The 24,687-nt window shown below is 27.4% G+C and carries 21 protein-coding genes and 1 tRNA gene; 10 read left to right on the top strand and 12 right to left on the bottom strand.

What is annotated here, in order from left to right:
* Nucleotides 1–155 precede the first annotated feature (155 nt).
* From CSW08_RS04905 to CSW08_RS04870, 8 genes are all read left to right on the top strand, one after another.
* A complete protein-coding gene (locus CSW08_RS04905; protein ID WP_106658795.1) occupies nt 156–2,237 on the top strand; it encodes an ATP-dependent nuclease in 2,082 nt (693 codons plus the stop codon).
* Entirely contained in the window at nt 2,219–4,156 is a 1,938-nt protein-coding gene (locus tag CSW08_RS04900; protein ID WP_106658794.1) for a UvrD-helicase domain-containing protein, read from the top strand. Before CSW08_RS04905 ends, CSW08_RS04900 begins: the two co-directional genes overlap by 19 nt.
* 112 nt (nt 4,157–4,268) lie before the next feature.
* Nucleotides 4,269–5,075: a phospholipase D-like domain-containing protein gene (locus CSW08_RS04895; protein WP_106658793.1), complete on the top strand. Its 807-nt coding sequence runs from the start codon at nt 4,269–4,271 to the stop codon at nt 5,073–5,075.
* A 113-nt stretch (nt 5,076–5,188) separates the two neighbouring features.
* A complete protein-coding gene (locus CSW08_RS04890; RefSeq protein WP_106658792.1) occupies nt 5,189–5,797 on the top strand; it encodes a PD-(D/E)XK nuclease family protein in 609 nt (202 codons plus the stop codon).
* A gap of 71 nt (nt 5,798–5,868) precedes the next feature.
* Nucleotides 5,869–7,830 carry a DUF4365 domain-containing protein gene (locus tag CSW08_RS04885; protein WP_106658791.1) on the top strand — a complete coding sequence of 654 codons (1,962 nt, stop codon included), beginning with the start codon at nt 5,869–5,871 and terminating at the stop codon, nt 7,828–7,830.
* The gene (locus CSW08_RS04880) at nt 7,831–11,100 is read left to right on the top strand and encodes a hypothetical protein (protein ID WP_106658790.1); all 3,270 of its coding nucleotides are present in this window, start codon (nt 7,831–7,833) and stop codon (nt 11,098–11,100) included. It abuts the gene before it with no gap.
* Between the two features lie 300 nt (nt 11,101–11,400).
* Nucleotides 11,401–11,682, top strand: coding sequence for a helix-turn-helix domain-containing protein (locus tag CSW08_RS04875; protein ID WP_106658789.1), 282 nt, complete (start codon nt 11,401–11,403; stop codon nt 11,680–11,682).
* Between the two features lie 71 nt (nt 11,683–11,753).
* A complete protein-coding gene (locus CSW08_RS04870; protein WP_106658788.1) occupies nt 11,754–12,269 on the top strand; it encodes a hypothetical protein in 516 nt (171 codons plus the stop codon).
* Between the two features lie 43 nt (nt 12,270–12,312).
* On the opposite strand, the gene CSW08_RS04865 is transcribed toward CSW08_RS04870, so the two are convergent.
* The 12 genes from CSW08_RS04865 to CSW08_RS04810 form a co-directional block, all read right to left on the bottom strand.
* Nucleotides 12,313–14,151: a DNA/RNA helicase domain-containing protein gene (locus CSW08_RS04865; RefSeq protein WP_106658787.1), complete on the bottom strand. Its 1,839-nt coding sequence runs from the start codon at nt 14,149–14,151 to the stop codon at nt 12,313–12,315.
* Between the two features lie 30 nt (nt 14,152–14,181).
* Nucleotides 14,182–14,691 (bottom strand): hypothetical protein, encoded by a 510-nt coding sequence (locus CSW08_RS04860; RefSeq protein ID WP_106658786.1) that lies wholly within the window; start codon nt 14,689–14,691, stop codon nt 14,182–14,184.
* 53 nt (nt 14,692–14,744) lie between these two features.
* Nucleotides 14,745–15,149, bottom strand: a complete 405-nt coding sequence (locus CSW08_RS04855) for a hypothetical protein (protein ID WP_106658785.1) — start codon at nt 15,147–15,149, stop codon at nt 14,745–14,747.
* Nucleotides 15,150–15,153: 4 nt separating this feature from the next.
* On the bottom strand, nt 15,154–15,732 hold the full coding sequence (locus CSW08_RS04850; RefSeq protein WP_106658784.1) for a TIR domain-containing protein: 579 nt from the start codon (nt 15,730–15,732) through the stop codon (nt 15,154–15,156).
* A gap of 1 nt (nt 15,733) precedes the next feature.
* Nucleotides 15,734–16,300, bottom strand: coding sequence for a toll/interleukin-1 receptor domain-containing protein (locus CSW08_RS04845; protein ID WP_106658783.1), 567 nt, complete (start codon nt 16,298–16,300; stop codon nt 15,734–15,736).
* A gap of 2 nt (nt 16,301–16,302) precedes the next feature.
* The gene (locus CSW08_RS04840) at nt 16,303–19,476 is read right to left on the bottom strand and encodes an Eco57I restriction-modification methylase domain-containing protein (RefSeq protein WP_106658782.1); all 3,174 of its coding nucleotides are present in this window, start codon (nt 19,474–19,476) and stop codon (nt 16,303–16,305) included.
* A 255-nt stretch (nt 19,477–19,731) separates the two neighbouring features.
* Nucleotides 19,732–20,172, bottom strand: a complete 441-nt coding sequence (locus CSW08_RS04835) for a hypothetical protein (protein WP_106658781.1) — start codon at nt 20,170–20,172, stop codon at nt 19,732–19,734.
* A gap of 2 nt (nt 20,173–20,174) precedes the next feature.
* Nucleotides 20,175–20,369 (bottom strand): hypothetical protein, encoded by a 195-nt coding sequence (locus tag CSW08_RS04830; protein ID WP_106658780.1) that lies wholly within the window; start codon nt 20,367–20,369, stop codon nt 20,175–20,177.
* An 81-nt stretch (nt 20,370–20,450) separates the two neighbouring features.
* Nucleotides 20,451–21,854 (bottom strand): hypothetical protein, encoded by a 1,404-nt coding sequence (locus CSW08_RS04825; protein ID WP_106658779.1) that lies wholly within the window; start codon nt 21,852–21,854, stop codon nt 20,451–20,453.
* Nucleotides 21,855–21,934: 80 nt separating this feature from the next.
* The gene (locus tag CSW08_RS04820; protein ID WP_106658778.1) at nt 21,935–22,129 is read right to left on the bottom strand and encodes a hypothetical protein; all 195 of its coding nucleotides are present in this window, start codon (nt 22,127–22,129) and stop codon (nt 21,935–21,937) included.
* Nucleotides 22,130–22,243: 114 nt separating this feature from the next.
* Nucleotides 22,244–23,170, bottom strand: coding sequence for a hypothetical protein (locus CSW08_RS04815; RefSeq protein WP_106658777.1), 927 nt, complete (start codon nt 23,168–23,170; stop codon nt 22,244–22,246).
* 88 nt (nt 23,171–23,258) lie between these two features.
* Nucleotides 23,259–23,332: transfer RNA gene (locus CSW08_RS04810), tRNA-Arg, on the bottom strand.
* A gap of 84 nt (nt 23,333–23,416) precedes the next feature.
* Here CSW08_RS04810 and CSW08_RS04805 point away from each other — a divergent pair.
* Entirely contained in the window at nt 23,417–24,049 is a 633-nt protein-coding gene (locus CSW08_RS04805; protein ID WP_106658776.1) for a Crp/Fnr family transcriptional regulator, read from the top strand.
* An 80-nt stretch (nt 24,050–24,129) separates the two neighbouring features.
* On the top strand, nt 24,130–24,687 hold the full coding sequence (locus CSW08_RS04800; protein ID WP_106658775.1) for a YeeE/YedE family protein: 558 nt from the start codon (nt 24,130–24,132) through the stop codon (nt 24,685–24,687).

Here is a 24,687-nt window from a genome sequence, read left to right as displayed (position 1 = left end):
CTAAGAAATTATTAATATCCCTATTTTATTCATTCTAACAAAAAGATTTTAAAAGGTAATATTTTTCTTATTATATCATAACTTTGGGAAGTTATGTCTATTTTAGTAATCCTAAAATAAAATAGCCTTCAGCCAAAATAATTAACACAGTAAATATGAACATTTATAAACTAAAAATAGAAAACTACAGGCTATTAAAAAGCTTTTTTATAGACATTGAAAAAGAGCTTTCTTTGGTAATTGGGAAGAATAATTCAGGAAAAACCTCAATTCTTTCAGTTCTTGATAAATTCTTGAATGAGAAAAGTAAATTTTCCTATGATGACTTTAATATAGATTTTATAAACGAATTAGAAAGTTTAATTAAATCTCCTGATACTCCTGAAGAATTTCTACCCAAAGGCATTAAATTGAAAATTTATATAGAATATAACGAGGCAGACGATTTATCTAATGTAAGCAGAGTACTCATGGATTTAGACCCTAACAACAATAAAATTGTGTTGGGTTTTGAATATACACTATCATATACAGATTTTATAAAAATAAGGGCAAATTATCGAGTTTTTACTGCAAATGAAATAACCAAGAATGATAAGAAGAAAGAATACAAACCAAGAGAATTAAAAGAATTTTTAAAACAAGAATTAGATAATTATTTCCAAATAAACAAAATGTCTTTTGAGTATAATTCAGTTACGGATAAAGTTAATGATGCTAACTTTATTAACCTTGAAAGTGAAGGTATTCGTATAAAAGATATTATTAGCTTTAAATACATTAGTGCAAGAAGAGATGTAACTAATAAAGAAAAAGAAAATACACTTTCTAAACAAACTTCGAGCCTTTATAAGAAGAAAGAGGATAGTAGCGATAAAACCGAAGCTACAGAGGATTTTAAAGACCAACTTTCAGAAACAGATAGAACATTAAGTGAAATATACAAAGACCTATTCAAAGATGTAATTAAAAAAGTACAAGATTTTGGAGGGGTTAAATTCAATGACACTGATATAGCAATAATTTCAACATTACAACACAGAGAATTGCTTGAAGGAAATACAACAGTTGTTTATACTCACGATGACCATAAATTGCCAGAGCATTATAACGGCTTAGGTTATATGAACCTAATAAGTATGATTTTTGAAATTGAAATACTTGTTCAGGATTTTAAAAGGGATAAGGAAACAAAGCCAGCCGATATTAATTTATTAATCATTGAAGAACCTGAAGCACATACACATCCGCAAATGCAGTATATTTTTATCAAGAACATAAAGAGGTTACTAGCAGAAGGTATTAAAAAAGATGATGGAATAATAAGACCACTACAGTATATAATCACCTCACATTCATCTCACATAGTTGCAGATAGTGATTTTGACGATATTAAATATTTGAAGGCAAAGGAGAAAAATAACGTTGTTGCGAAAAACCTGAAAGATTTGAGTAAGCAATATGATGCTGAACCAAATCATTATCAATTCTTAAAGCAATATTTAACTATAAGTAGAGCAGAAATTTTCTTTGCTGATAAAGCTGTTTTAATTGAAGGAGATACAGAACGGATATTAATTCCAACTTTTATGCGAAAAGTAGATATGCAAGAAGCTGACCGTTTGAAAGAAGAAGGAAAAGAAGATAATTTTCTTCCGCTATTATCTCAAAATATATCAGTCATTGAAGTTGGAGCATATTCCCAAATATTTGAAAAATTTATTGACTTTTTGGGGATAAAATCTTTGATTTTAACGGATATTGATGCCGTCAAAATTGTAGAAAAAGATGATTTTGCAAAGGATGTTTGGGGAGCCTGCCCTGTTGAAGAAGGCACTAAAACAAGTAACTCGGCTATAAATTATTATTTGAAAGGTATTGCTTGGGATGTTTTAAAAGATTTACCTATTGGTGATAGAACAATTATAATTGGGAGTTCTAAAGTTTGTTTATGCTACCAACAGAAAGAAAATGGATATTATGCAAGAAGTTTTGAAGATGCTTTTATTCATTCTAACAGAGAATTTGTGAAAGCAAATAAAGAAACTTTTCTAGGATTAAAAAAGGCTAATGATTTTGATGATGATGATAAAAGCCCCTATGAATTAGCAGAATCTTGTATAAAGAAGAAAACTCATTTTGCTTTAGATATATTATACCACAGCAATGAAAATTTTAGTAATTGGAATATCCCTGAATACATCCAAAATGGCTTATTATGGTTGAAGAAAGATTAGACTTAGAACCCGAAGTACAGGAAATCTTCAAATTAATTGACGATGGAAGAAACTTCCTTTTGAGTGGTGGTGCAGGAAGTGGTAAAACTTATTCACTAGTAAGTGTAATTCGTCAAGTAATAGTGGAAAATCCAACCATAAAAGTTGCTTGTATGACTTATACTAATGCTGCCGTTAAAGAAATAGAAGAAAGGGTAAATCATAAAAATTTGAACGTATCAACAATTCATGATTTCTTATGGGATAGTATTAAACACTTTCAAAAAGAGCTTAAATTAGCACTTATATCTTTAGTTAATAATGTAGAAATAAACAGCATTAATATTGACGATATATTTCCCCTTCCTGAAAGTTATTACGATTTATTACCTGATGGTATTCAATATAAGGAATTTGTGAAGTTACGAGAAGGCATCATCTCTCACGATGAATTACTTATAGTTGCAAACTTTCTTTTTGAGAAATATCCTAAACTGAGTAGCATTGTAAAAGATAAATACAAGTTCATATTTATTGACGAGTATCAAGACACAAATAAAACTGTTGTAGAAATATTTCTAACTCATTTCAAAAAAAGTGAAAGAAAAAATATTATTGGTTTTTTTGGTGATGCAATGCAATCAATTTATGAAGGTATTGGTAATTTAGCTGATTACACAGGAGAAGATGCAGACAAAGTAAAAGAAATTAAAAAGAATCAAAATAGAAGAAACCCTCAACTCATAATTGACTTAGCCAATAAACTTCGAACAGACGGTATAATTCAAGAAGCCTCTACTGACTCTAAAGCACCAAATATGATAGAAGGTGTTGTTAAACAAGGTACTATTTTATTTTTGCATTCTGCCGATGGTGATATTAATGTGGTTGAAAAATTCTTAGAGAATAAATATGATTGGGACTTCAATAATTCAAAGCAAACAAAAGAACTTAACCTCACTCACAATTTAATAGCAGATAAAGCAAGGTTTAGAACACTAATGGATATTTATGATAATGATCCAGTTATTGGTCTAAAATCTGAAATACTTGAGAAAATAAAATACAATAAAAAAAATAATAGACCCGAAATTAAAATTGAAGAAGATGATACTTTTGATACTGTTGTAGATAAATTTCAACTTAAGAATAGACAAAAACAACTAAAAAAAGATATTCTATTATCTGACCCAGATAAGGCTGAATTATACAATCAGTTAAAGGATAAACCATTCTCCGAAGTAAGGAAAATCTATTTGAATAAAGATGCTCTAATTGATGATAAGAAACAAGATGAAGAGGATGAAAACAAAAAAGGTTCAAAAAGAGATAATCTTATTAAGCATTTATTCAAAATTCAAACTAATATTTCTCTTTATCAAAATAAGAAGTACAATGAATTTTTAAGAGCAACAGACTATCGTTACAAAATAACAAGTATTGAAAGCAAAAAAATATTAAAAGAAAATATTGAAATTCTTATAAATGTTGGAGATAAAACAATTGAAGAAGTAATAAATGTTGCTAACGAAAAAGGGATTTGTTTAATTGATGACAGGTTAGATATTTTTAAAGAGAAGTATATGTATTTATATAATCGTGTAAAGAATGTTAAATTTATTGAGTTTCAAAAATTATATGAATATTTAGAAGGGTTAACACAATTTTCAACACAACATAAAACAAAGGGTGCTGAATTTGATAATGTATTAGTTATACTTGATAATGGAGGATGGAACAATTATAATTTTGAGAAAATGTTTTTAGGAACTGCTTCTGAAAGTGTATTGGAAAGAACACAAAAACTATTTTATGTGTGTTGTACTAGAGCTAAAGAAAATTTATCAGTTTACTTTCACAATCCAGATGAACTTGTTTTAGAAAAAGCCAAAGAATGGTTTGGGAAAGTAAATGTAATTGATATTGTCAGTAAGATATAATACTAACTATATTTAATCATAATAATGAAAAAGTCAATAAATTAATTAACAAACTGATATAAAGACCTTTTAAACTTGTCCTAAGCCGATTCAAACAGCTATCTCTAATTCTATGACCCAAGCTCACTTTAATAACATTCGATATAAAATTTTAGAATTAATTAGTTCTTCAAAAGAAGAAATTCAAATTTGTGTAGCCTGGTTTACAAGTAAAGAGATTCTAGGAAAACTAATTGATAAAGCTGAGATAGGATGTAAAGTCCAAATAATAATAAGTGACCATTTTGAAAATAAAAGACTAGATTTTAAAGAGTTTATCAACAAAAATGGAACAATTAAAATTTTGTCAAGTAGTTCAGGGAGATTTCTTCATGATAAATTTGCGATTTTTGACAAAAAGAAAGTAATTATTGGTTCATATAATTGGACTAATTCAGCAGAATTTTTTAATCATGAAAATGTTATAATCAGTGATGATAAAACAATCATTAAACAGTTTTTAGGGCGATACCGATTTTTAGAAAATATTGTTGAAAATTATGAAATTCAAAAACTACTAACAAAATCAATTTTAGAAACAGAATCTAAAGAAGAAGAATTTCAAAATATTGAAAATGAGTTGTTTAATGAACTCATTAACTCTATTGAACTTTCCATAAAACAGGGAGCAAAAATAAATAAATCAACAATTTTGGATTTACTAAATAGATATGGAGCAATTGGCACAGCAAAACGTTTGGTAAAGGATGGTGCTGAAAAACTTCAATCTGGATTTCTAAAAATGTTTGAGATAGATAGATTAGACCTAACTTTTGAAAACATAATCTTAAAAGACAAGTATAGAGTTATGTTTGATGAAGATACACTTAAAAAAGCAAAAGAAAAGCTTGATAAATTAGGATATAATATTAACGGATAATTAAATACTACCCTACTTAGTAAAATATTTTTGGGTTTCTATCCGGTTTTATTCACAAAATTAGAAATTTAAACAAAATATTAATATTACATAAATAAGTTATTCGCAATTAAATGAAAAATAAAATTGAACTACCTCCATTTTATAATTATAAAGAGGAAGGAACTGATAGTGGTTACGAATCAATCCAAGATTTTATATTAAGTTGGACTTTAAGGTGTTCTGTTGAAAATTATTCAAAGGTTAATAATACTCTTCAATCTTATTCAAAAGGAGTTCTTTTAGCCTTAATTTTTGGCGATAATGATAGTGATTGGAATTATCAACTTGCAGCTTCTAATTCTGAAATAATAGTTAAATCTGTTAAAACAAAAAGACAGTGGAATTTAATTGATTTATTAGCTGAAATCAATTTAGAGATTAACGGTGAGAATAAATCTTATATTTTAAGCATAGAGAATAAATGGTATTCTTCAATCAGAGAAGGTCAACTTGAAAAATCAATAAAATTTATTAGGGATGAGTACTCTTATTTTAATAATAAAATTATTAACCTTATAGTCTTTAGTGATTATGAGAAACTAAATCTTTACACTAAAGAATTTTGTAAAAAGGCAGGTTATAAAGTTGTAGTTATAGAAGATTTATATGAATTAGCTAAAATGAGAAAAGACAAACTAACAAATAATTATTTATTTGACGAATACTGGTTCAGATTCTAAAGAACCTACCCCTTTAGTAGTAAATAATTTTTGTCTAGAATAGAAATTGATAATAATTTTGAGTTTAAAGAATGAATCACGATTTAAATAATTTACAATTCCCCAAAGATTCAAGAAACGAGCAATTAGAAGTAATTTCCGAAAATTATTTTCGCCCACTCTTTGATGTTGAACGTTTCATATTAAAGAGTGAGGTTATTGATAATGGCATTGATTTTAGAATTGAATTAAAGCAAAAAGGAAACAAAGTAGGCTTTGGATTAAATTTTCAACTTAAAAGTACCGAGAACATATTTAAAAACAATGATGGTACTTACAGTAAGTCTTTTAAAACTTCAAACATTGAATACCTTTTAAACAATGGTCAACCCGCTTTTTATGGTTTCTATATTGATGAAGAAAAAACAATGTATTATGAAAGTTTAGATGCATTCATAAATCAATTAAATTCTCAAAAAATTAATTGGCAAAACCAAGAAAATCATACTTTAAGATTTTCTAAAAAAATTACCTCAAATTCAATCAACGAAATTTATGATTTAGCATTAAAGAGAGGGTTGATGTTGAGAAAATTAAATTCTAAGCTAGCTGAAAATATCAATAATATTGAGCATGATAATAGTATTTTAATTGATTATGATTGCAATGTGGAATCAGAGGATGATATAAAAAATATTATTCAAAATAGTGGATGGATATTAAATGATGAGTGTAGGTGGAAAGAAATTATATTTTTACATAATAAAACATCAGTAGGCTCAAAAAAAACAGCCTTATATAATTTTATAGTAGGGCTATCTTATACATATACTGGAGAATATTTTAGGGCATTAGATTGTTTTAAAAGTGCAGTCCAAGACATTGATGAACTTCAACAATATGTAAAAGGATATGCAATATTTTTTTACGCTGAATTACGTTATTTGTTCGGCTTAATTGATAAAGATGAATATGATAGCACAATTAAAAACTTACCAAGTGATAGTGGGATTAAATATTATATTCAATTAGAAGAAATAGAAAAATCAATTCCTGATTTATTTAATTCTGATAACTTTATTTCAAAGAATTACGAAAAGCGAATTTCTGATTTTATTGGTAACGACAAAGTAAATAATAAAATAAAACTAATAGCTAAAATTGGAGTTGCTGCATACAAAGGAGAACAATTGATTTGCTTGACACCATTTATGTTTATAAATCATGATGAGCACATATTACAATCAAGTTTTGTCGCTCTTAATAAAGAGTTTCGTAGTTTATTGCTTGAATCTGAAAAAATCAAAAGTCCATTTATTAGCCACTATTGTGCTTTAAAGCACAATAAGTTTTTAATACAATTTGATGCTATTTGTAAAACTAAAATAGATTCTTTGTTTGATAATAAACTGTTTGAGGATATTCAAAAGTCATTATATCAATCTTACAAATATTTTATTGAGATTGGACATATTGATAACCAAATATTTTCGCTTACCATTCTATTAGAATCATATCAAAGTTCTGATAACAAAGAAAAAATAAAAGAAATAATTTCTCTGCTTGGAGAGTATGCAGAAAGGTATCAAAATCCTGATCTAAAAAAGCGAATAGATTTTGTGGTTAATGGGGGTACTTTTGTACAATATACTATTAACCAGAAAGAAAGAATTAAAAAAATTGAGATTGAAATTCAGTTTAAAAGAGATGAGCTAGAAAAGCTCGATGAAATTGAAAAAAAGAAACAACACAATACATCAAATAATAGTTCTGTGATAAATTTATTTCCGATAGGATATTTTATAATACCTAATGACAAAGTTGAAAAAAGTTTTGATATTCTGGAAATAAAAGACACATTACTAAAAGAAAGGCTAAAATGGTTTTTTAAAGAAGGGATAATACCAATAGTAAATGTTTATGTTCCAGAAATAACCGAAGAAGGAGCTTTAGAAGGAAATCTAGAGTACAGAGGCATTGAGAGTTATAGAAAATTATATGCCATCAGAAAAGCCTTTTTTGAAAATGGCTTTTATAGAACAAATATTTTTTAAATGGAAATAAATAAACTTCATATCTTCTCAAAAGATACAGATGCTTTTTCCTCTCAGAGAGGTTACAATTACCAAACTTTAAAAACACTCGAAACTTGGGTTAATAATTTTTTAGAGGATAATAATGAAGAAATATATTGCGAATTTGAAGAAGATATTTTCCAAAAGGACAATTTAAATAATAGCCTTAAATTTAGACAACTTAAACTTTATAAAAGTAACTTTTCTTTTAGCAGTGATGAGGTTAGAAAGTGTATAGCACACTTCTTTATGTTACATATTAAATATGATTACAATGACTTTCAAAAAGAATTTATTTTTGAAACCAATTCAAATATTGCAGGAAAAAGGCTAGAAAACGATGCTGAACTATTAAAAGACTGGTATGAAAACCAAGACGTTTTTGATTTTGATAAATTTAAGATATACTCTGTAAAAGTAAAGGAGATAGTTTCTGAATATATACAAAAACAAAAGAAATCATTAGAGGGAGAACTTGATGACAAGTTATTAGCGGAGTTAATTGAAATTTTTGATATAATTGATGATGATTTTTGGTTAGAATTTACAAAACTTATTAAATGGAAATTTATTGGAATTAGTTCTGAAGAAGAATTTATTCGTGTAAAAAGTAACATTGAAAATCTAATACTTAAATTACCTTTTTCAGAAAATAGTGGCAATGAATCACAGGCTTTTGGTGTATTATTGGAAAAAGTATTCTCAACGACTTCACAAGAAAAGCCAGAAAATAGGAAATTAACCCTTGTCCAATTGGAACAGTTAATGCTAAATATTGGCAGTGAAGATGATAAATGGTATTCCAAAGGACAATTATTCTATTCTAAAATAAATAAAATAGATACATTTAGAATAGGAGAGTTTTACGAAATTTTAGACCTAGTAAATTATTGCAGAAGAAAAAGGTATTTACACAAGCATAAAGCCCTCTGGAATGCTTTTTTGGGATTTTATACTAAAAACGAAAACATTCTCCCTTCATACAAAAGAAAGGCCATATACGAGCTTGTTTTTCTTAATAACGAGTTTTATGAGGTTGATTATAACAATCTCAAAGAAAGAGTGCGTCCAAAAGGTAGTTTGTTTGGTTTTGAGGAGGAAATAAGGTATTATTTAAATGATTTTAATTCATTTCAGAATGCAGATGAGTTAGAAAAAGCCCAAAACATCATGAATGTTTTACTTCCAGTAGTATTTGAACAAAAAGTAAATATTTCTGAGAACGATTTAAAGTTATGGTTAGTGAATCTTTATAAGGAAATAAGCAGAAGGTTTTTATCTGAAAGAGACATTAATGAAAAATGTAGATTAATTGAACAAAAAGGAAATATTTTACTTTCTGTTAATAGATTTAGGCTCAGGAGCAATATTGAGTTTATTTATTATTATGAACAACTTTTAAAATTAATAGACCAAGCTCCATTGTTTAAAATTTCTCAATTTGGAGACAGGATTGATAAGTACATAAAAATACACATAAATATAGACCCTAAAGATAAGATGGGTATAATACAAAGCTTAGAGGATTTCTCAGAAAAGCTTTTCCCATTTGTAGAAGAAAGAGAGGGCAAGGTTAAATTAGCCCAAAAACAAGTTTTAAGGGGCGTTCAGTATCTTAATAGTTCTGAACCACCACTCTTATTAAAGGCATTGGAATACTTTCATAAAGCAAAAGACAACTATTTACAAGAAGATACAATTGAAGGTTATATTTTGGCTTTACTTAATATTTCTCAGCTATATAATCAAGTAGGTATGCACTTAGCAGCTAAATATTATGCCTTAGCAGCGTTTCGATTATCTGTTAATAAGGAAATGGTAAATAGAACGGAAAAAAGCTTGGCAATGATGTTCTATTGTGACTACAAACAAGGCTCTTGGTTTAATGCAATAAATATCTATAAAATATACATTGCTATTAGAGATGAATCAAATCTTCAAATGTCAGATTATAAAGAAGAAGGAGAAATTACCCAAAGGTTAGCAATGATATTGTACTATACAAAAAAGACCTCAAACCAATTTAAAAATTTTATAAATGCTTACTTGAAGGAACTAGATTATATAGGTAGTGAAATAATAGAGCCAATTTTTAAAAGAATTGAAAAGGATATAGATAATAGTGAAAAATTGAATAAAGTTATATTAAAAGAAATAGATGATTTTCCGCTTAACGATATTGGAAATGAAAGAGTTATTTCTTTTTACGCTTTAGGAAGTCTCTGGAAAATTAAGTTTGAAAATAGTTTTGAACTTATGTCTATTGCTGAAGAATACATTTCAACTATTCAAATAGTTTTATCTGAAATCTCACTTTCTAATTATGATTTTCATCTAACAAAAAGTGAAATTAATATTGAATTAGAATTGAAAAACGATTATACCCCACCAGAACAATTACCTTCAAACAAAATTAATAAATGGAAAGTTTTTATTTGCCATTTTGACAAAACTAATCCCGAAGCAATAAATAAACATACTGTGTTTAATACAGTTACGGTTCTATATGTTTTGAATAACATTAGTTTATTAATAGAAGAAGAATATAAAGACCTTTTTTTTAAACTTATTAAGGAAAGAGGCTTAGACAAGAAGCAAATCTCTGTTAATTTATATCAAAGAATGCATCGAGATATATACACTAAACAAGCTTTTGATATTTCACAAAGATGTTCTTTTCAAAAAGAATATTTTCCACTAAATTTCCCAAAAGAGAACAAAGCAATGAGATGGGATGATTCTTTAAGTGAAAAATATGATGTGGGTTTTTCTGTTGAAGCAATTGAAAACAGATTTAATAACACAAAAAAATCTATATATATAACAATTGAAAAACTGAAAAAGGACAATGAGTTTATTAAGCTAATCCATAGCCTAAGAGAGGAAGGTTGGAAAGATTGGCAAATAATTACTAATATTTTTAATTTTATGATTAGTTATAAAGTTAGAAGATTTGAGAACATTAATTATACCAATGAAAAAGAAGCTATTGAACTAATAAATAAAATGTTTGTTAAGTACAAAAACTTAGATGAAAAAGATTGTTATATAGAATTTCCAGTTCAAGCTTTCAAAAGCAAAGAATTTATGGAACAGTTTGAAGTTGGTATAGGAAGTATAATAAAAACTTATGGATTAGAAAACAAATCAATAACTCCAAATTTTGATGCTATTAAAGAATTTTTAGATGTTAGATTTAATTTAGCAGTAGATGATTATAATGAAAACAATCCTTTGAAAAATATTTAGCTCTCAGCCATTATAACTGTTTTTTTTAGAAATTATCCATAATAGAACATGCGAAAAACAGTCAAGGTAAAATACTTTCAGTGGATTAAATTGAGCATAGACATAATTATTGCATTTCCTTTCATAATTTAGGTTAAAGTGATTTCTTATAGGGTTCAAAAATTTCTTTTTTTAGTGGCTCACTTTGACAGCCCTATTCACTGTTGTATATAATGGAGTATAAAACTCAATATTTTTTGTGTCGTATAAATTTTTTAATTTCATAATTTAACAAAGTTATTAAATAAAGACATTGTAAAAATGAAAAACTTAAAATTAGAGGATTTACCTAAAGCAATGGAAATAGCTTTAGAAAAGCTAAGTATTATAGAACAACAATTAAATGATTTAAAACATAATTTCCAGCCTAAAGAACCTATTGAATTAATAACTAGAAATGAAGCGGCAGAATACTTAAAAATTAACTCTACTACACTTTGGAGTTGGACAAACAAAGGTAAACTTAAAGCATATGGGATAGGTGCTAGACGATACTATAAAAGAAGCGAAATAGAGAAATGTATGGTTGTATTAAAAAAGTGAAATTGATATTTGTGCTTCGTTATTTTGTGTGCTGTTTTGTTTAAATTTAAAAGTTTTTACATCTTTAAAATATGACTAAAAGCGATATAAGAAATACCTTTTGGGGCATAGGAGTTGATAGTCTTAATAGATTTCAATGTTTTTTAGACCTTAAACAAAAACTATCAGGTGAAAGTTATTGGTATGCTTTAAGAATAGCTTATACCGATAGTGATAACTTATTTTATCATAAATCAAGTATAATGGATTCTTTTTTATGTGATGAACCTTTCAGAGAACATTTAATGGAAAATGATGAAATTGAGTATTTAAAAAGTTTACCTGATAAAGTAACAATATATAGAGGTATGACAAAAGAAGAGTTGAAATCTGGTTTTTATGGTTGTTCTTGGACTCTGAAAAAAGAGGTTGCAGAATTTTTTGCAGATAAATATAACCGTAATTATTCCACCAATAATTTAAAGAAAATAGTTGTAAAAAAAAAGATTTTAAAAGAAGATATAATTGCATTTCTTAACAATAGAGATGAGTTTGAAGTCATTTACTTTGATTTAGCTGCATTAATACACCATCACTTCAAAATCTAAATCTGTCCAATCTTTATTCGTCTAATTGAATAAAAGGATAATTTTATATACTTTCAGAACCAAGTTCCTTAAAAAATTTAAATGTATTATCTAATTGCCAGATAGGAGGAAAATACAAAATAACACCGTCTCTACCCCTAGTTAGTAAAATCCTATAAGTGTTTTGTCTAAATTCAGTATTCCCTACAATTGACCGCACAAATTCATAATTCCACCTGTTTTTGTACCAAATATAATCTACACCCCAAACAATAATGGGCATTTGCATTTCAAATCCAATTGCAGAAAATTCGGTTAAAGGGATTAAATCTCCATTACTATCTTCACATAAACCATTGTTATTAAAATATTGATTAATACCTAACCTACTTGATTTTTTGTAATCATACAAAACGTTACTCTTAAAATTTAGTTCCCTAATTTCATTAATTTCTGATTCAGATGATGTTAGAGTGCAATAAGAATTTGGTTTATCTTGGTATCTAGCTTCACAATAATCAATAGCACTGTCAATGTTCCTAGTTATAATAATTTTAAATCCATTATCGCATAATTCATTAAACTCTTTCTGTAAACTTTTAAAATAATAAGAATCTAAAGTTCCCTCAAAATCAAGTAATTTATTAATAAAAACAGGTGAACTAGGTGTTTTAAAATTTCTAAATGAATGCGATAAATCAAAATTATTTTTCTCAAAATAAATTATTTTCTTACTATAACCAATCCCTTTCTTCGTTTTATTAGAACCATAAACCATCCATTTTTTATTTGCATTATTTATAGCATCTTTCCACTGGTAAAAATTTCCGTATTCTCCCCAACTTAATTCTTGCCCACTACCTATTAAAACTACTAAAACACCCCATTCTTTTTTCTCATATAATTCTAAAACAAATCTGCTTTCACTTGATTTTAAGCCAAAGTACTTTTCCATTTTATCTTGATTCCAAAATCGCTGTGCTTCATCAAAAACAATCAAATCCCAAATTGGCTCACCTTCCTTTTTTGAATATTCAGTTATAAAATTATGAGTTGTTTTAATATTAGAACAAACACCAATTTCATCATTTAAATTTTCAGCAAATTGCCTGTTCTTTGTAACATATAATCCATTATTTTCGAATGCGCATTTAAGACCTAAAGCTGATTTACCAGAACCTGCTGTACCTGTTAGAAACACTATTGCATGTTCATTTTTAGCCTTCGATTCATTATACACATTATTCAAATCAATACTTATTTGACTCGATTCAAGGAAACATGCCTTCTCAATATGCTCAATTTCTTTATTTTCAAATACTGCCTTCGCATATTCAGTAATAGCAGGAACTGGCTTAAAATTTCCATCATTCAAACTATTAGGATGAACCATTAAATAATTTTGATAATTTTCAAGTAAAATAGGCTTTAAATTATCTGGACTTAAAACAACTATCTCTCCTATATTTTCCTTTAATCCATTAGCTTTAAGCAATAATAAAATAGGTTTGATTTCAAAATTTTTAGCTGTAGAATGATAATATTCTAAATCAAGTTTATAGCCGTTTATTTGGTCTAAATCAGCCAAAGTATATTCTGATTTATTTTTTACCTCTATTAGAAAAATGGTAACGCCATTAATTAATAAAATATCAGGACGTTTACCACTTGACAAGGGAATAAGAAATTCAAAAATAATATTCCAATTTTTATTATCTTTTTCAAAAATACTTTTTACTAAGTCGATAGATTTATTCCAAGAAATAATTTGTCCTTTTGAAAATGTATTACAATTTATCTTTTCATCAAGAAAACATTCAATGTTACTTATAATTTCGGAAGTTGAAAGCTCTTTCAACTCTCTAATAGTGTAATAAGACTTTATCTCTTCTTTATTTAACATATTAATTTGGGGTAATAATTTATGTAATCATTAATGTTTAAAAAAATATTCGTTAGAACTCATGTAGTAACTTTTCTTAGAACCTGCTTTCATTTCCTCCTCCCACATAGTTTTTATTATATCTTTACTGTACCAAAAATTCATTCCATTTTTCCAACTATTCCAAACAGCTTTTTCAATTCTATTTTTTTTAAACCAAAAATATTCTTCGGCACAAAGATTAAAATAATCGTAGATTACATTTTTATCTTTAAAATCTAACTCCTTCATAGATTTTTTATTTTTAGTTATTTTATAAAGTTTAGAATTGAGCTTATCATAGCGTAAATTAAAATCCAAATATAACTCCTTAAAAAACCTGTCATCTTCCATATAGATTTTTGTTAAACCTAAGAAAAAGGTGATAACGCCACCTAAAAGACCTAATAATAAAGAAGGTTCTATTTCAATAATAAGATGAAAAACTAATATAGTAATGAATAAAAAAATTGATGTTACAGATAATATTCTAGTCCTATTATTTCTAATATATCTACTCATTGTTTATTTAAAATAAATGTTTTTATAATAATTCTACTATAGATTAGTCTAAGTTAAATTTGGATGCATTTAAAATATAAAACACAAAATATCAATAAAATAATTTCAAATAAATAAATTGGCAATATTGTTGGTCTTTTAAATATTACCCATTTATTGACTTTTATCTTATAGTCCGAAATATCCATACTCATTGATTTAACTTCTTTATTTCTGACACCATCATATAGTTTTCTGAAAACTTTTTCAAGCCATAAATATTGAGAATCTAAATACCAGAAAATTATTGTAATGGGAAATCCAATAAGAAATATTCTATAATCTTCTTTGTCAATACCAAAAGCGATTAATGCAGTAATAGCAGTTATACTCCAACTTTTTACCAGAAAAGATTTATGTGATAATCTGTTTATCACATTGTGAATAAGCTCTAAATGTTTTATTGTAGTTTCCTTCATGATATTATATTCTTAATATTGGGTCTGTGCCAGTAAGCCAATAATCCATCATTACATATTTATTTAAATTTTCTCTAATCCATAGTTTATAGTTGTCTGTTCCTTCTATTTTATTTTGGGTTATATATGGATAAATACCTAAATACTCTGAACCAGAAAAATTATCGGATTCATAATCAGATATTGGCAATACAGCCACTAGACCTTTATACCCATCAAAATAACCTAACTCCCAAGGCATCCACTTTGACAAACTACTATTTCTTGAAAAAGCATATACTAAAGATTTACAATTTTGCATTCTATATTTAATTATTTTTGCCGTTTCCTTTGTAACTGAATTTCTATTTAGTTGGTAGTCCTCAATCCAATCTATATATACCGAAAACCCAAAATCTTCCAGATAGATTTTAAGACTAGCTATCTCATCTTTATCCAAATAGCTATGAGATAAAAATATATCGTATTTCTTATTTATGCTAAATGACTCATTTAAGATTTCGGGTGTATCTAACTCTTTACTAAAATTAACTTTTCTGTAATTAGTAACTCTACTTAATAAGTCTTTTGTTATTAAACTCATACTAACTCTTTAACCATTCTATTATACCAATTTTCTTCCCATCTGGAAAAATAACATCGTAGTCATCATTCCATTCCACACTTTTATACCTTTTATCAACATATGGATAAATTTGTAAATATTCATTCCCGTTCCAATTTCCTGAATTATCAGCAACAGGTAAAAGTGCTATATTACTGATATATTTATGAACATCACCTATTCCCAATTCCCAATTACACCATTTTGATTCAATAGCTTCAGTTGTAGCCAATAGTAAAAATTTTTTATTAGCTTTTATCATGTTCTTTATCTTTACAGCTGTACTTCCTGTTGGAGGATAAGATAATTCATCATCCATCCAATCAACATAAACTTCAATTTTAAGTTTATTTAGAATACCCACCAAATAACCTACTAAATCAGAATTTTTATGACTGTGGCTAATAAATATACTTGACTCAAATTCTCTTCTATTTTTAGAAAGTTTTGATGACATTGATAATAGCACAGCCATACTTCCTTTTATTCCAAATGAATCTTCGCCAAGCGTAGATTTTAATTGTTCTTTAGTAATAAAATTTGCCATCTCTAAATATTCTCTACAATTGCAATTTCATTTTCAGTTAAGCCATACAACAAATAAACCATTTGGTCGATTTCCTTTTCTGTTTGTTGTATTTGAATTTTAAGTTCTTGTGCTTTTTGTTTGTTTTCTTCAAAGAGGTCTAACCACTCAAACTCATCTTTTTTGGAAAGTTCTGCAACGGGAGATTTACCTCCTGCTAATAAAGTTTTGTTATTAGCTTTTATAGCTTTGTCTAGCTCTTTAATAAACTCACTAAATTCTAATTCGTTCCAGTTTTGTAGTTTGTTGGATAGTTTTTCTAATTGAAATTTTTGCAGTAAGTAATTCTGAAATTTATTAGAAGAATTAATATCCCTTTCATTTAGCTCTAAAATTAGATTTGCTTTTTCTATAAAATACTCTTGTTTATCTACATTAATTTTTTTTATGGGAAATTTTCTTAAATCATTTAAAATAATTTTAGGAAACATCTTCCTAACAGATTTAGCTGTGTTCTTTACAAAGTAATATGCTATTAATTTACTATTAAGTATAGTTAGTATATATTTTAAAGAAATTTCAATATTATTTTTATTCGTAATCGCAATATTACTCATATTAAATAAATAATCCTCATCAGTAAAAGTTGCAATTATACTTTTTGGAAACTTTCCTGTAATCTCTCTAATAATAATTTTTTCACCTGTAAAACGTCTAGGTTCAGCTAAAAACGAACCAAATCTTAAAAATGTTCCTGACCAATTAATATAATTTCGACCAATATCCCTACCTTCAAGATAAGGAAAAGTTTTGTCATCAAATTTATAAGAATAATCAAAGGGTCGGTTTTTAACATCTTCGACTGTTTGTTTTGGTTTACCCTTACCTTTTTGATAAGCCTTTAAACCAGATTTTATTAAAACTAGGTCATCAAGTTTTTTAGAATTATATTGTAATTTTTTAGTCAATTCAACACTTATTTCATCTGAAAATACCTTAAACTCAAACCCTTCATTTTTTGAAAAATCAATCTGCTTTCTATTGTGAGAATATCTAAACTCTTTGCCTTCACTTAATAAAACCTTTAGTTCATTATCTTTACTTTTCTGATTCGTTTTACTGGCAATGATTATAATTGTTTCAACATTTACCCCTTCAAAGGAGTACCCTGCTAAATTTATTATTTGATTCATAGAACACCTTTCCAATATAAACCTCCTTAAACCTTTGGCTGAACTAACCATTAACCAAGCATTTGGTATAATTAAACCATAATTTGCATTGGACTTAATAATATTAATTGTACGCTCAATAAACAACAAATATGTGTTAATTTGATATTCAGCGGAAACATAATTGTTAATATAATAATCTTTTAAACTTTGAGTAAAGTTGTCTCTAGCAAATACATAAGGAGGATTTCCAATCACTACATCAAACCCACCCTTCTCAAATACTTTAGGGAATTGTTCTTGCCAATTAAACGCTTTATTGCCAGCTATGGCTTTACTATCAATTAAACTGTTACCGCATTTAATATTACTGCTTAAATCGTTTAATTTACGTCTTGGCTGTGCGGTACGTAACCAGAGGGAGAGTTTAGCAATTTCTACAGATTCTTCGTTTAGGTCAACACCAAAAATATTATTTTCCAAAATTGTGTTTTCAATATCTGGAAATTGAAATCCTCCGCCTAATACCTTTGTTTTTAACTCATCTATATAAGTATGTTCTTTTATCAAAAAGTCTAATGCTTGGTTTAAGAACGCACCAGAACCACATGCAGGGTCGCAAATAGTTAATTGAAGTAGCCAATTTCTATAACCATCTAAAATTGATACTAATTTTTCAATGGTGGTTTTATTTCTGTTTTTACGACCTTTAAAGTATTCTTCTTCTTTAAACCCTAACTCCGTTTTCTTTTCAATACATAGTTTGCCTATGGTATTCTCTACTATGTATTTCGTTATGTACTTAGGCGTGTAAAAAACCCCATCTTTTTTACGCTTACTTTTTTGCTTATCAAAATCTCCTCCTTCAATCTCGGCATTAACACTTTCAATCTCGTTTAATGAGTTCTCAAATATATGCCCTAAAATATTTACATCTACCTGACTTTCAAAATCGTATGCAGCTAATTGTTTTGTGTATTTGTATAATAGCTCGTTATCTATTTCAAGCGCATCTAACAAAGTATCTTCTTTAAAAAGACCACCATTATAGGCGTAAATTTCGGCTCTACTGCTCGTTCCCTGCCTTCCTATATCTAAAAAATTAAAATATTGCTTAAATAGGTCATAAAGGGGTCTTTCATCTCCAAAATCTAAATCAGCTTTCCATTTATCTAAAATTTGTATCGTGCTATTTGCTGGTAATAAGCCCCTATCCTCCGCAAAGAATATAAATAGAAACCTATCTATTAATTTTTGAGATTTTTTAAATAATGTAAGTTTTACATTTTTTTCTAAACGCTCTAATTCAGTTTTAACCTCATTATCTATATTAACCGAAGTGTATATACCATTCTGAAAAGATTTAAGTCGTTTTGAATTTCTTCTTACTAAATCCCTATATAATTCACGCTTAAAAAGTGAGTAGTCTTTATAAAACTGTTTAGTTATTTGTTCTTCTATAACAATAGAAGCTTCCTTAATTTTTGAAGGTATATTATTTAAAATATTATCTTTTTGAAGGCATAAATACAATAATTCAAATCGCTCTTTTGTTAACTCAAAAAGATTAAACTCTTCAAATTCAGTCGCATCATTTATATAGAATCGTAACTTTTCAAAGTTTGAGGTAATTACATATACACACCCTTTTTGATTGACTTTATAATCAAAAGCCTGTTTACGTATTGTTTCTAAATCTTTTGTATTAGTTCCCTTTAATTCTATGACACCAATGGCGATGTCATTACTCAATATTGCACCATCAGCTTTACGAGAATTACTTTGGTTTTTATATTCTGCAACTAAGTTAAAATCTATGTTAGGCTTTAATGTGTAATCTAAAATATTTACAAATAACTCCGTTAGGAATATACCTTGATATTCTTCTTCTTTAGAGCTTCGTATATTATCTTGTATTGTTAAATTCAGGAAGTATTTTGAGTACTTTTTGTAAGCCTTATCTAATTTATCTTGCTCAAGTAATTTAAGATGTTGTTTTAAAACTGAAACTTGGTACAATGGCATTATAAAAAATTATTTATTTATCCATAAAAATAAGATTTTTTAGACACTAAGAGCATTTCTTTAAAATTGTTTTAAAATATAATTTTTCATTAAAAAAACAATAATTCATACTTTACAAAGAATAATTAAAAAGTTAAGTTATTTAATTAGTTACCAATTAAATAATTGGAAATAACTTAATCTATATTAAAAACAACAATAATCAATTATTACTTAGTATAATGATTCAATAATAATATCATTACTTAATTAATATTAATCCAAACTAATGCTTACCAAATTCCCATATTCAATAGGGTTAAAATTACTGACCTCTACAAAATCTACCACAAGTCTAAAATTAAATGAAGAGCCATTCCGTTCAATTAAATATATTGGTATTCCTTTTCTATATGCTGTTTCACAATCTTTAAATGAACCCTTACCAACATATCCATTATATTCTGATACAATTAAAACATCAACTAAACGAAATATATCTGTGTAATCTGATTCATTAACAAATAAGTGTGAATGGTTATTTGGACATATGATATTCCCATTAAAAAAGTTTTGTAAAAATTCAAACTCTTCTTCCTCGTCAATAGTATTATATGTTTTTATACTATGGGAGAAATACGCTTTTTTACCATTTAGTTTCATATATAATTTTAGATTAAAATTATTTTTAAAAAGGTAATCGGTTTTACTGTCCATAGTTAATTTCTTAAAGTGTTTTTTAAATTCTTAAAATGTCTCATCGAAAAATTTAAAATCCTACAAGCTATACCAAAAGCATAAACGCTTCCAACAACTATAGTTCCTATTTTTATATTTTTTATGATTTGTTCTGTTTTTGTTTTAATCATGAAATGCTCCTGAGTCATTTCAAGAATACTTTTATTTCTTTTCATGTTTTAATTGTTATTAGTTATACATTTCTTCAAAGACTGAGACAAAGGCTATTCATATCAAATAGCTTAATTTTTTTAATCTTAGACTTTTTTTAAATTATTTATATTCCAATATTCCCTTTTCAGTTTTGGTTTTTGTCCTATTTTTAAATATAATTCTTCATTCATAACCTGCTCAACTATATCTACATATTGAGGAGTTGTTGCTATACTATCGTGTATAGTAAATATTGGTGCTAAAGGATATTCTTCAGATATTCTTTTAGCAATTACATCAACAATTAAATAGCTTTCAATATTTTGAAGTAATCTAGGAAGTAATGTTTTGTCTTTTCGTTTGATAATTTCAAACAAAGAATATACCTCAGGAAATAAATTTTTGAATAGTTTTTTTGGCTTCGCTTCTGGTTGACCTAAAAAGTTATTATGTGAAAATAAAACTAAAAAAACCATTGCTTTTACTCCTTTCCTATCATTATAAACCACATCATGCTCAGTCTTAATTTCTTCTTGTAAAAACTCATAAAGCTTTCCTGTGACAACTAGATTAATAAAATATGAAAAGTCATGTTTCAAAATACATCCGAGAATTTCTTCTAACATAATGTAAGGAATGATATTATTACATTTAAGTTTATATATATTTATAATTAATTGAAAATCAGTTGATTTACAACCTAAATTAAAAAAATCGCTCGTTTTCGTGCCATTATCGCTCGTTTTTATGCCATTTTTTTCTTTTCTCCAAAACAAAGGATTCATAAGTATCGTACTAAAATATGGTTGACTATTTTTTATATCAATCGATATGAGGTTTTCACCATTATAGCTAAGCGCATTTCTTAACATACTTGGCATGTTTGTCAGGTTTGAGTGAAATCGATATACATTTAAATCTCTAATCATGAAAAAGTCTCTTTTAAAAATTTTATAGATACTCATTTTAGCATAATTAAAACTGTTCGTAATATTTGGTATATCTGTTGTCTTACTTTGAATCTTATATTGGGTTTTAGCAAATTTCATGGCTTCTTCAAAATCCATACTTAAATCATTAAACCATTTGGTTAAATGGTAAAGTTTCTTTTCCACTTCAATATTTTTTGTTTTTTCTTGGCTTAACGCTTTTTTGAAAACACAATCCATAACTTCATAAATAATCACTTCTGTTTGATAATAATCTTTCAGTTTATATCCTTTAGATTTCTTGCCACTTATATACTGGTTATCACATTCAACAATTTTTAAGATGTTAACTAGATAATCCAAATATTCAGTGTAGTTATGTATTTTGCTTTGAAGAAGAGTAGAATTTATAGGAATGAACCTCTTATCTCTATATAACTTATTTACTAAAGGAATATGAATTATCAAGTGAATGATATACAGCAATTTTTCAATCTTAAATTTTGTTTTCTTAAAAGTTGGAGGATTTTTAATTATAAGCTCTTCAAAATCTAAATTTTTTGGAATAAATAATAACATTTCTCAGCAGTTTTGATGTTTTATCAATCTGGTTTAAGTTGGTTTGATTCGCGCCTTTTAGATTAAAAACGAATTATTGTTTACCAATTTTTATATTTAGGCTTAATAGCTTTAAGATTTTCTTCTGTAACTGTGTCCTCGTAAATTAACACCCTAGTACTGTAAGCTGGTTTAAAGGCTTCAAACCGCCCTTCTGACAAATACCTATCAATTGTTCTAATACTTAGCCCCAGTTGTTCTGTACATTTTTTTCTTGAAATTGTTATTCTTTCCATAATCTACATTCATATTTTTCATAAATATATGATGCGATTAAAAAGAAAAATCGGAACAGATTCAATGGCAAACCATCAATTCTATTCCGATTTTATTTTCTACTATGCTAAAAGTTATAGATGCTTTTGTATATCTCTGAGCTTTTCTTTGTCCAAGCTTTCAATATCTCTACTATGAAAAAGCGGTTTATTTATATTGTTAAACAATGTTCTCAATTCCTTATTATATCTGTTCGAGGTTATATTATTCTTTTTAACAAAATTTGATTTAAAACTAGAATATATCATTCGTTCTGCACTTCTTGCAGTATTATATTTAATTATATCATCTAAAAAGGTTAATGCCTCCTCTGTACTATTACATTTTGAACTAACTAATAAATTATCAATGAATCCAATTGAAGTTGTAAGTGTTTTTACGTCGATTTTTGATTTCTTTAAATTTTTGATATTTTTTAAAAAATCTCTTTTTAAATTTTTAAAGTCAACTCTAAATTCTTTTTCATATGTAATATTATCCCGTGTAATTCCAAATTTAAAATCAATCGATTTGCAAAAAATCACAAAACAGTATTTATAATATGAATTAAGTAAATCTTTATAAATATTTTCAACATCAATTTCAAAATTATTAACTTTACTTAATCTCAGCATTTCCTTATTTAAGAAATCCTTATCGAGCTTGAAATTCAATAAATTCTTTAAAAGCACTTTATCTGTTTGTGGCAAATCCTGTATAAACACTCCTTTGAGTTCTTTCCAAGCATCAATATCAATATTATAAAATGAGAAAGTTGGATAAATAGTTAATAAGTAAAAAAGTAAATCATAACCAACTTTACTTCTTGCATTATAAAAAAACATTTTTGGGGCAATATCTCTTACAGTAAATAATTTTTCTGAATCATCTTTAACAATTTCCTTATTTATAATATCAAAAAGTAAGCTATTTTCGTAGTCATCAAAACTACTTAAACTTCTGTTTTCAAATAACTTAAAATGATATAGTGGAAAATTATTATTTAAATAGTATATTGACATAATAAAAGAATGTGGTCAAAAAAAAGTCAAACGAAGATAAAAAAAATCCTCAACACCTTGTGAATAAAGGATGTTAAGGATTGTATTGTGACCTCGACTGGATTCAAACCAGTAACCTCTTGAGCCGTAATCAAGTGCGCTATTCAGTTGCGCCACGAGGCCTTTTTTGTGGGTGCAAATATAGTATTTTTATTAATTCTCTACCAAACAATTTATTTCAATTTTATAAAATGATTATCTTTACGTATGACAAACGAATTGGTACACCAAAAGTTTCATCATATTTTGGATGAAACCCTCATCAAAGAAATTTTAGAAGTAGGTTTATTTAGGCATTTTTCAAAAGATGACATCATAATAGATGTCGATCAGCCTCTAAAATACATACCGTTACTACTTAGTGGCAGTATTAAAATTCTTAGAGGGGATGACGAAGGCGACGATTTACTAATTTATTTCTTGGAAGCTGGTGAAACCTGCACCATGTCGCTTGCCTGTTGCATGGGTACAACAAAAAGTAAAATTCGAGCCGTTGCAGAAATAGATTCCTATTTGGTTATGATTCCCGTAGAATACATGCAAAAATGGTTTCACTCCAATGAAAGTTGGCGCAACTTTATTTTAGAAAGCTACCAAACCCGTTTTAATGAAATGCTAGAAACCATTGATACTTTAGCTTTTATGAAAATGGACGAGCGTCTTTTAAAATACCTAAAAAACAAAGTGATGCTTCACGACAGCAATACACTGGACACAAAACATCAAGATATAGCAGAAGATTTACATACTTCAAGAGTTGTTATTTCCCGACTTTTAAAACAACTTGAAAACGAGCATAAAATTAAAATAAGCCGTAATAAAATAGAAGTATTGGTTTAAAATCAACATATATCACATACGTAACATTTATTACAAACCGAAGTTTAACTTCATTATATATTTACTCTAATTTATCAGGTATGAATTTTATTTTAAACCCATGGCCATGGTATGTCTCTGGCCCATTAATTGCTTTGGTAATGGCTCTTCTTGTTTATTTCGGAAAAACTTTTGGTATGTCATCCAACCTTAAAACCATGTGCACCATGTTGGGTGCCAATAAATTTTCAGACTTCTTTAAAGTTGATTGGAAAGAACAATCTTGGAATCTGGTTGTTGTAATTGGTGCTATTATTGGCGGTTATATTGCCGTTAATTTTCTGTCTAATGACGCCGTTACCAACCTAAACCCTAAAACCATTTCGGAACTAGCAGCCCTAGGATTTAACAATCCAGGTACCACTTTAGTTCCTAATGAATTGTATGATTATGAATCTATAATGTCTGGCAAAGGTCTTCTCATCTTAATTATGGGCGGTCTTTTAGTTGGTTTTGGAACACGCTATGCAGACGGATGTACTTCGGGGCATGCCATTACGGGATTAAGCAGCTTACAAAAACCTTCATTAATAGCCGTAATAGGCTTTTTTATTGGAGGTTTGGTTATGACGAACCTGATATTACCACTAATATTTTAA

It is taken from the genome of Confluentibacter flavum (genome assembly GCF_002843175.1).
GTDB lineage: Bacteria > Bacteroidota > Bacteroidia > Flavobacteriales > Flavobacteriaceae > Confluentibacter > Confluentibacter flavum.
This window is presented reverse-complemented; position numbering and strand designations above follow the sequence as displayed.

Coding starts and splice junctions, on each gene's coding strand:
- CSW08_RS04905 (WP_106658795.1), top strand. CDS start 156: ATGAACATTTATAAACTAAAAATAGAAAACTACAGGCTATTAAAAAGC.
- CSW08_RS04900 (WP_106658794.1), top strand. CDS start 2,219: ATGGTTGAAGAAAGATTAGACTTAGAACCCGAAGTACAGGAAATCTTC.
- CSW08_RS04895 (WP_106658793.1), top strand. CDS start 4,269: ATGACCCAAGCTCACTTTAATAACATTCGATATAAAATTTTAGAATTA.
- CSW08_RS04890 (WP_106658792.1), top strand. CDS start 5,189: ATGAAAAATAAAATTGAACTACCTCCATTTTATAATTATAAAGAGGAA.
- CSW08_RS04885 (WP_106658791.1), top strand. CDS start 5,869: ATGAATCACGATTTAAATAATTTACAATTCCCCAAAGATTCAAGAAAC.
- CSW08_RS04880 (WP_106658790.1), top strand. CDS start 7,831: ATGGAAATAAATAAACTTCATATCTTCTCAAAAGATACAGATGCTTTT.
- CSW08_RS04875 (WP_106658789.1), top strand. CDS start 11,401: ATGAAAAACTTAAAATTAGAGGATTTACCTAAAGCAATGGAAATAGCT.
- CSW08_RS04870 (WP_106658788.1), top strand. CDS start 11,754: ATGACTAAAAGCGATATAAGAAATACCTTTTGGGGCATAGGAGTTGAT.
- CSW08_RS04865 (WP_106658787.1), bottom strand. CDS start 14,151: ATGTTAAATAAAGAAGAGATAAAGTCTTATTACACTATTAGAGAGTTG.
- CSW08_RS04860 (WP_106658786.1), bottom strand. CDS start 14,691: ATGAGTAGATATATTAGAAATAATAGGACTAGAATATTATCTGTAACA.
- CSW08_RS04855 (WP_106658785.1), bottom strand. CDS start 15,149: ATGAAGGAAACTACAATAAAACATTTAGAGCTTATTCACAATGTGATA.
- CSW08_RS04850 (WP_106658784.1), bottom strand. CDS start 15,732: ATGAGTTTAATAACAAAAGACTTATTAAGTAGAGTTACTAATTACAGA.
- CSW08_RS04845 (WP_106658783.1), bottom strand. CDS start 16,300: ATGGCAAATTTTATTACTAAAGAACAATTAAAATCTACGCTTGGCGAA.
- CSW08_RS04840 (WP_106658782.1), bottom strand. CDS start 19,476: ATGCCATTGTACCAAGTTTCAGTTTTAAAACAACATCTTAAATTACTT.
- CSW08_RS04835 (WP_106658781.1), bottom strand. CDS start 20,172: ATGGACAGTAAAACCGATTACCTTTTTAAAAATAATTTTAATCTAAAA.
- CSW08_RS04830 (WP_106658780.1), bottom strand. CDS start 20,369: ATGAAAAGAAATAAAAGTATTCTTGAAATGACTCAGGAGCATTTCATG.
- CSW08_RS04825 (WP_106658779.1), bottom strand. CDS start 21,854: ATGTTATTATTTATTCCAAAAAATTTAGATTTTGAAGAGCTTATAATT.
- CSW08_RS04820 (WP_106658778.1), bottom strand. CDS start 22,129: ATGGAAAGAATAACAATTTCAAGAAAAAAATGTACAGAACAACTGGGG.
- CSW08_RS04815 (WP_106658777.1), bottom strand. CDS start 23,170: ATGTCAATATACTATTTAAATAATAATTTTCCACTATATCATTTTAAG.
- CSW08_RS04805 (WP_106658776.1), top strand. CDS start 23,417: ATGACAAACGAATTGGTACACCAAAAGTTTCATCATATTTTGGATGAA.
- CSW08_RS04800 (WP_106658775.1), top strand. CDS start 24,130: ATGAATTTTATTTTAAACCCATGGCCATGGTATGTCTCTGGCCCATTA.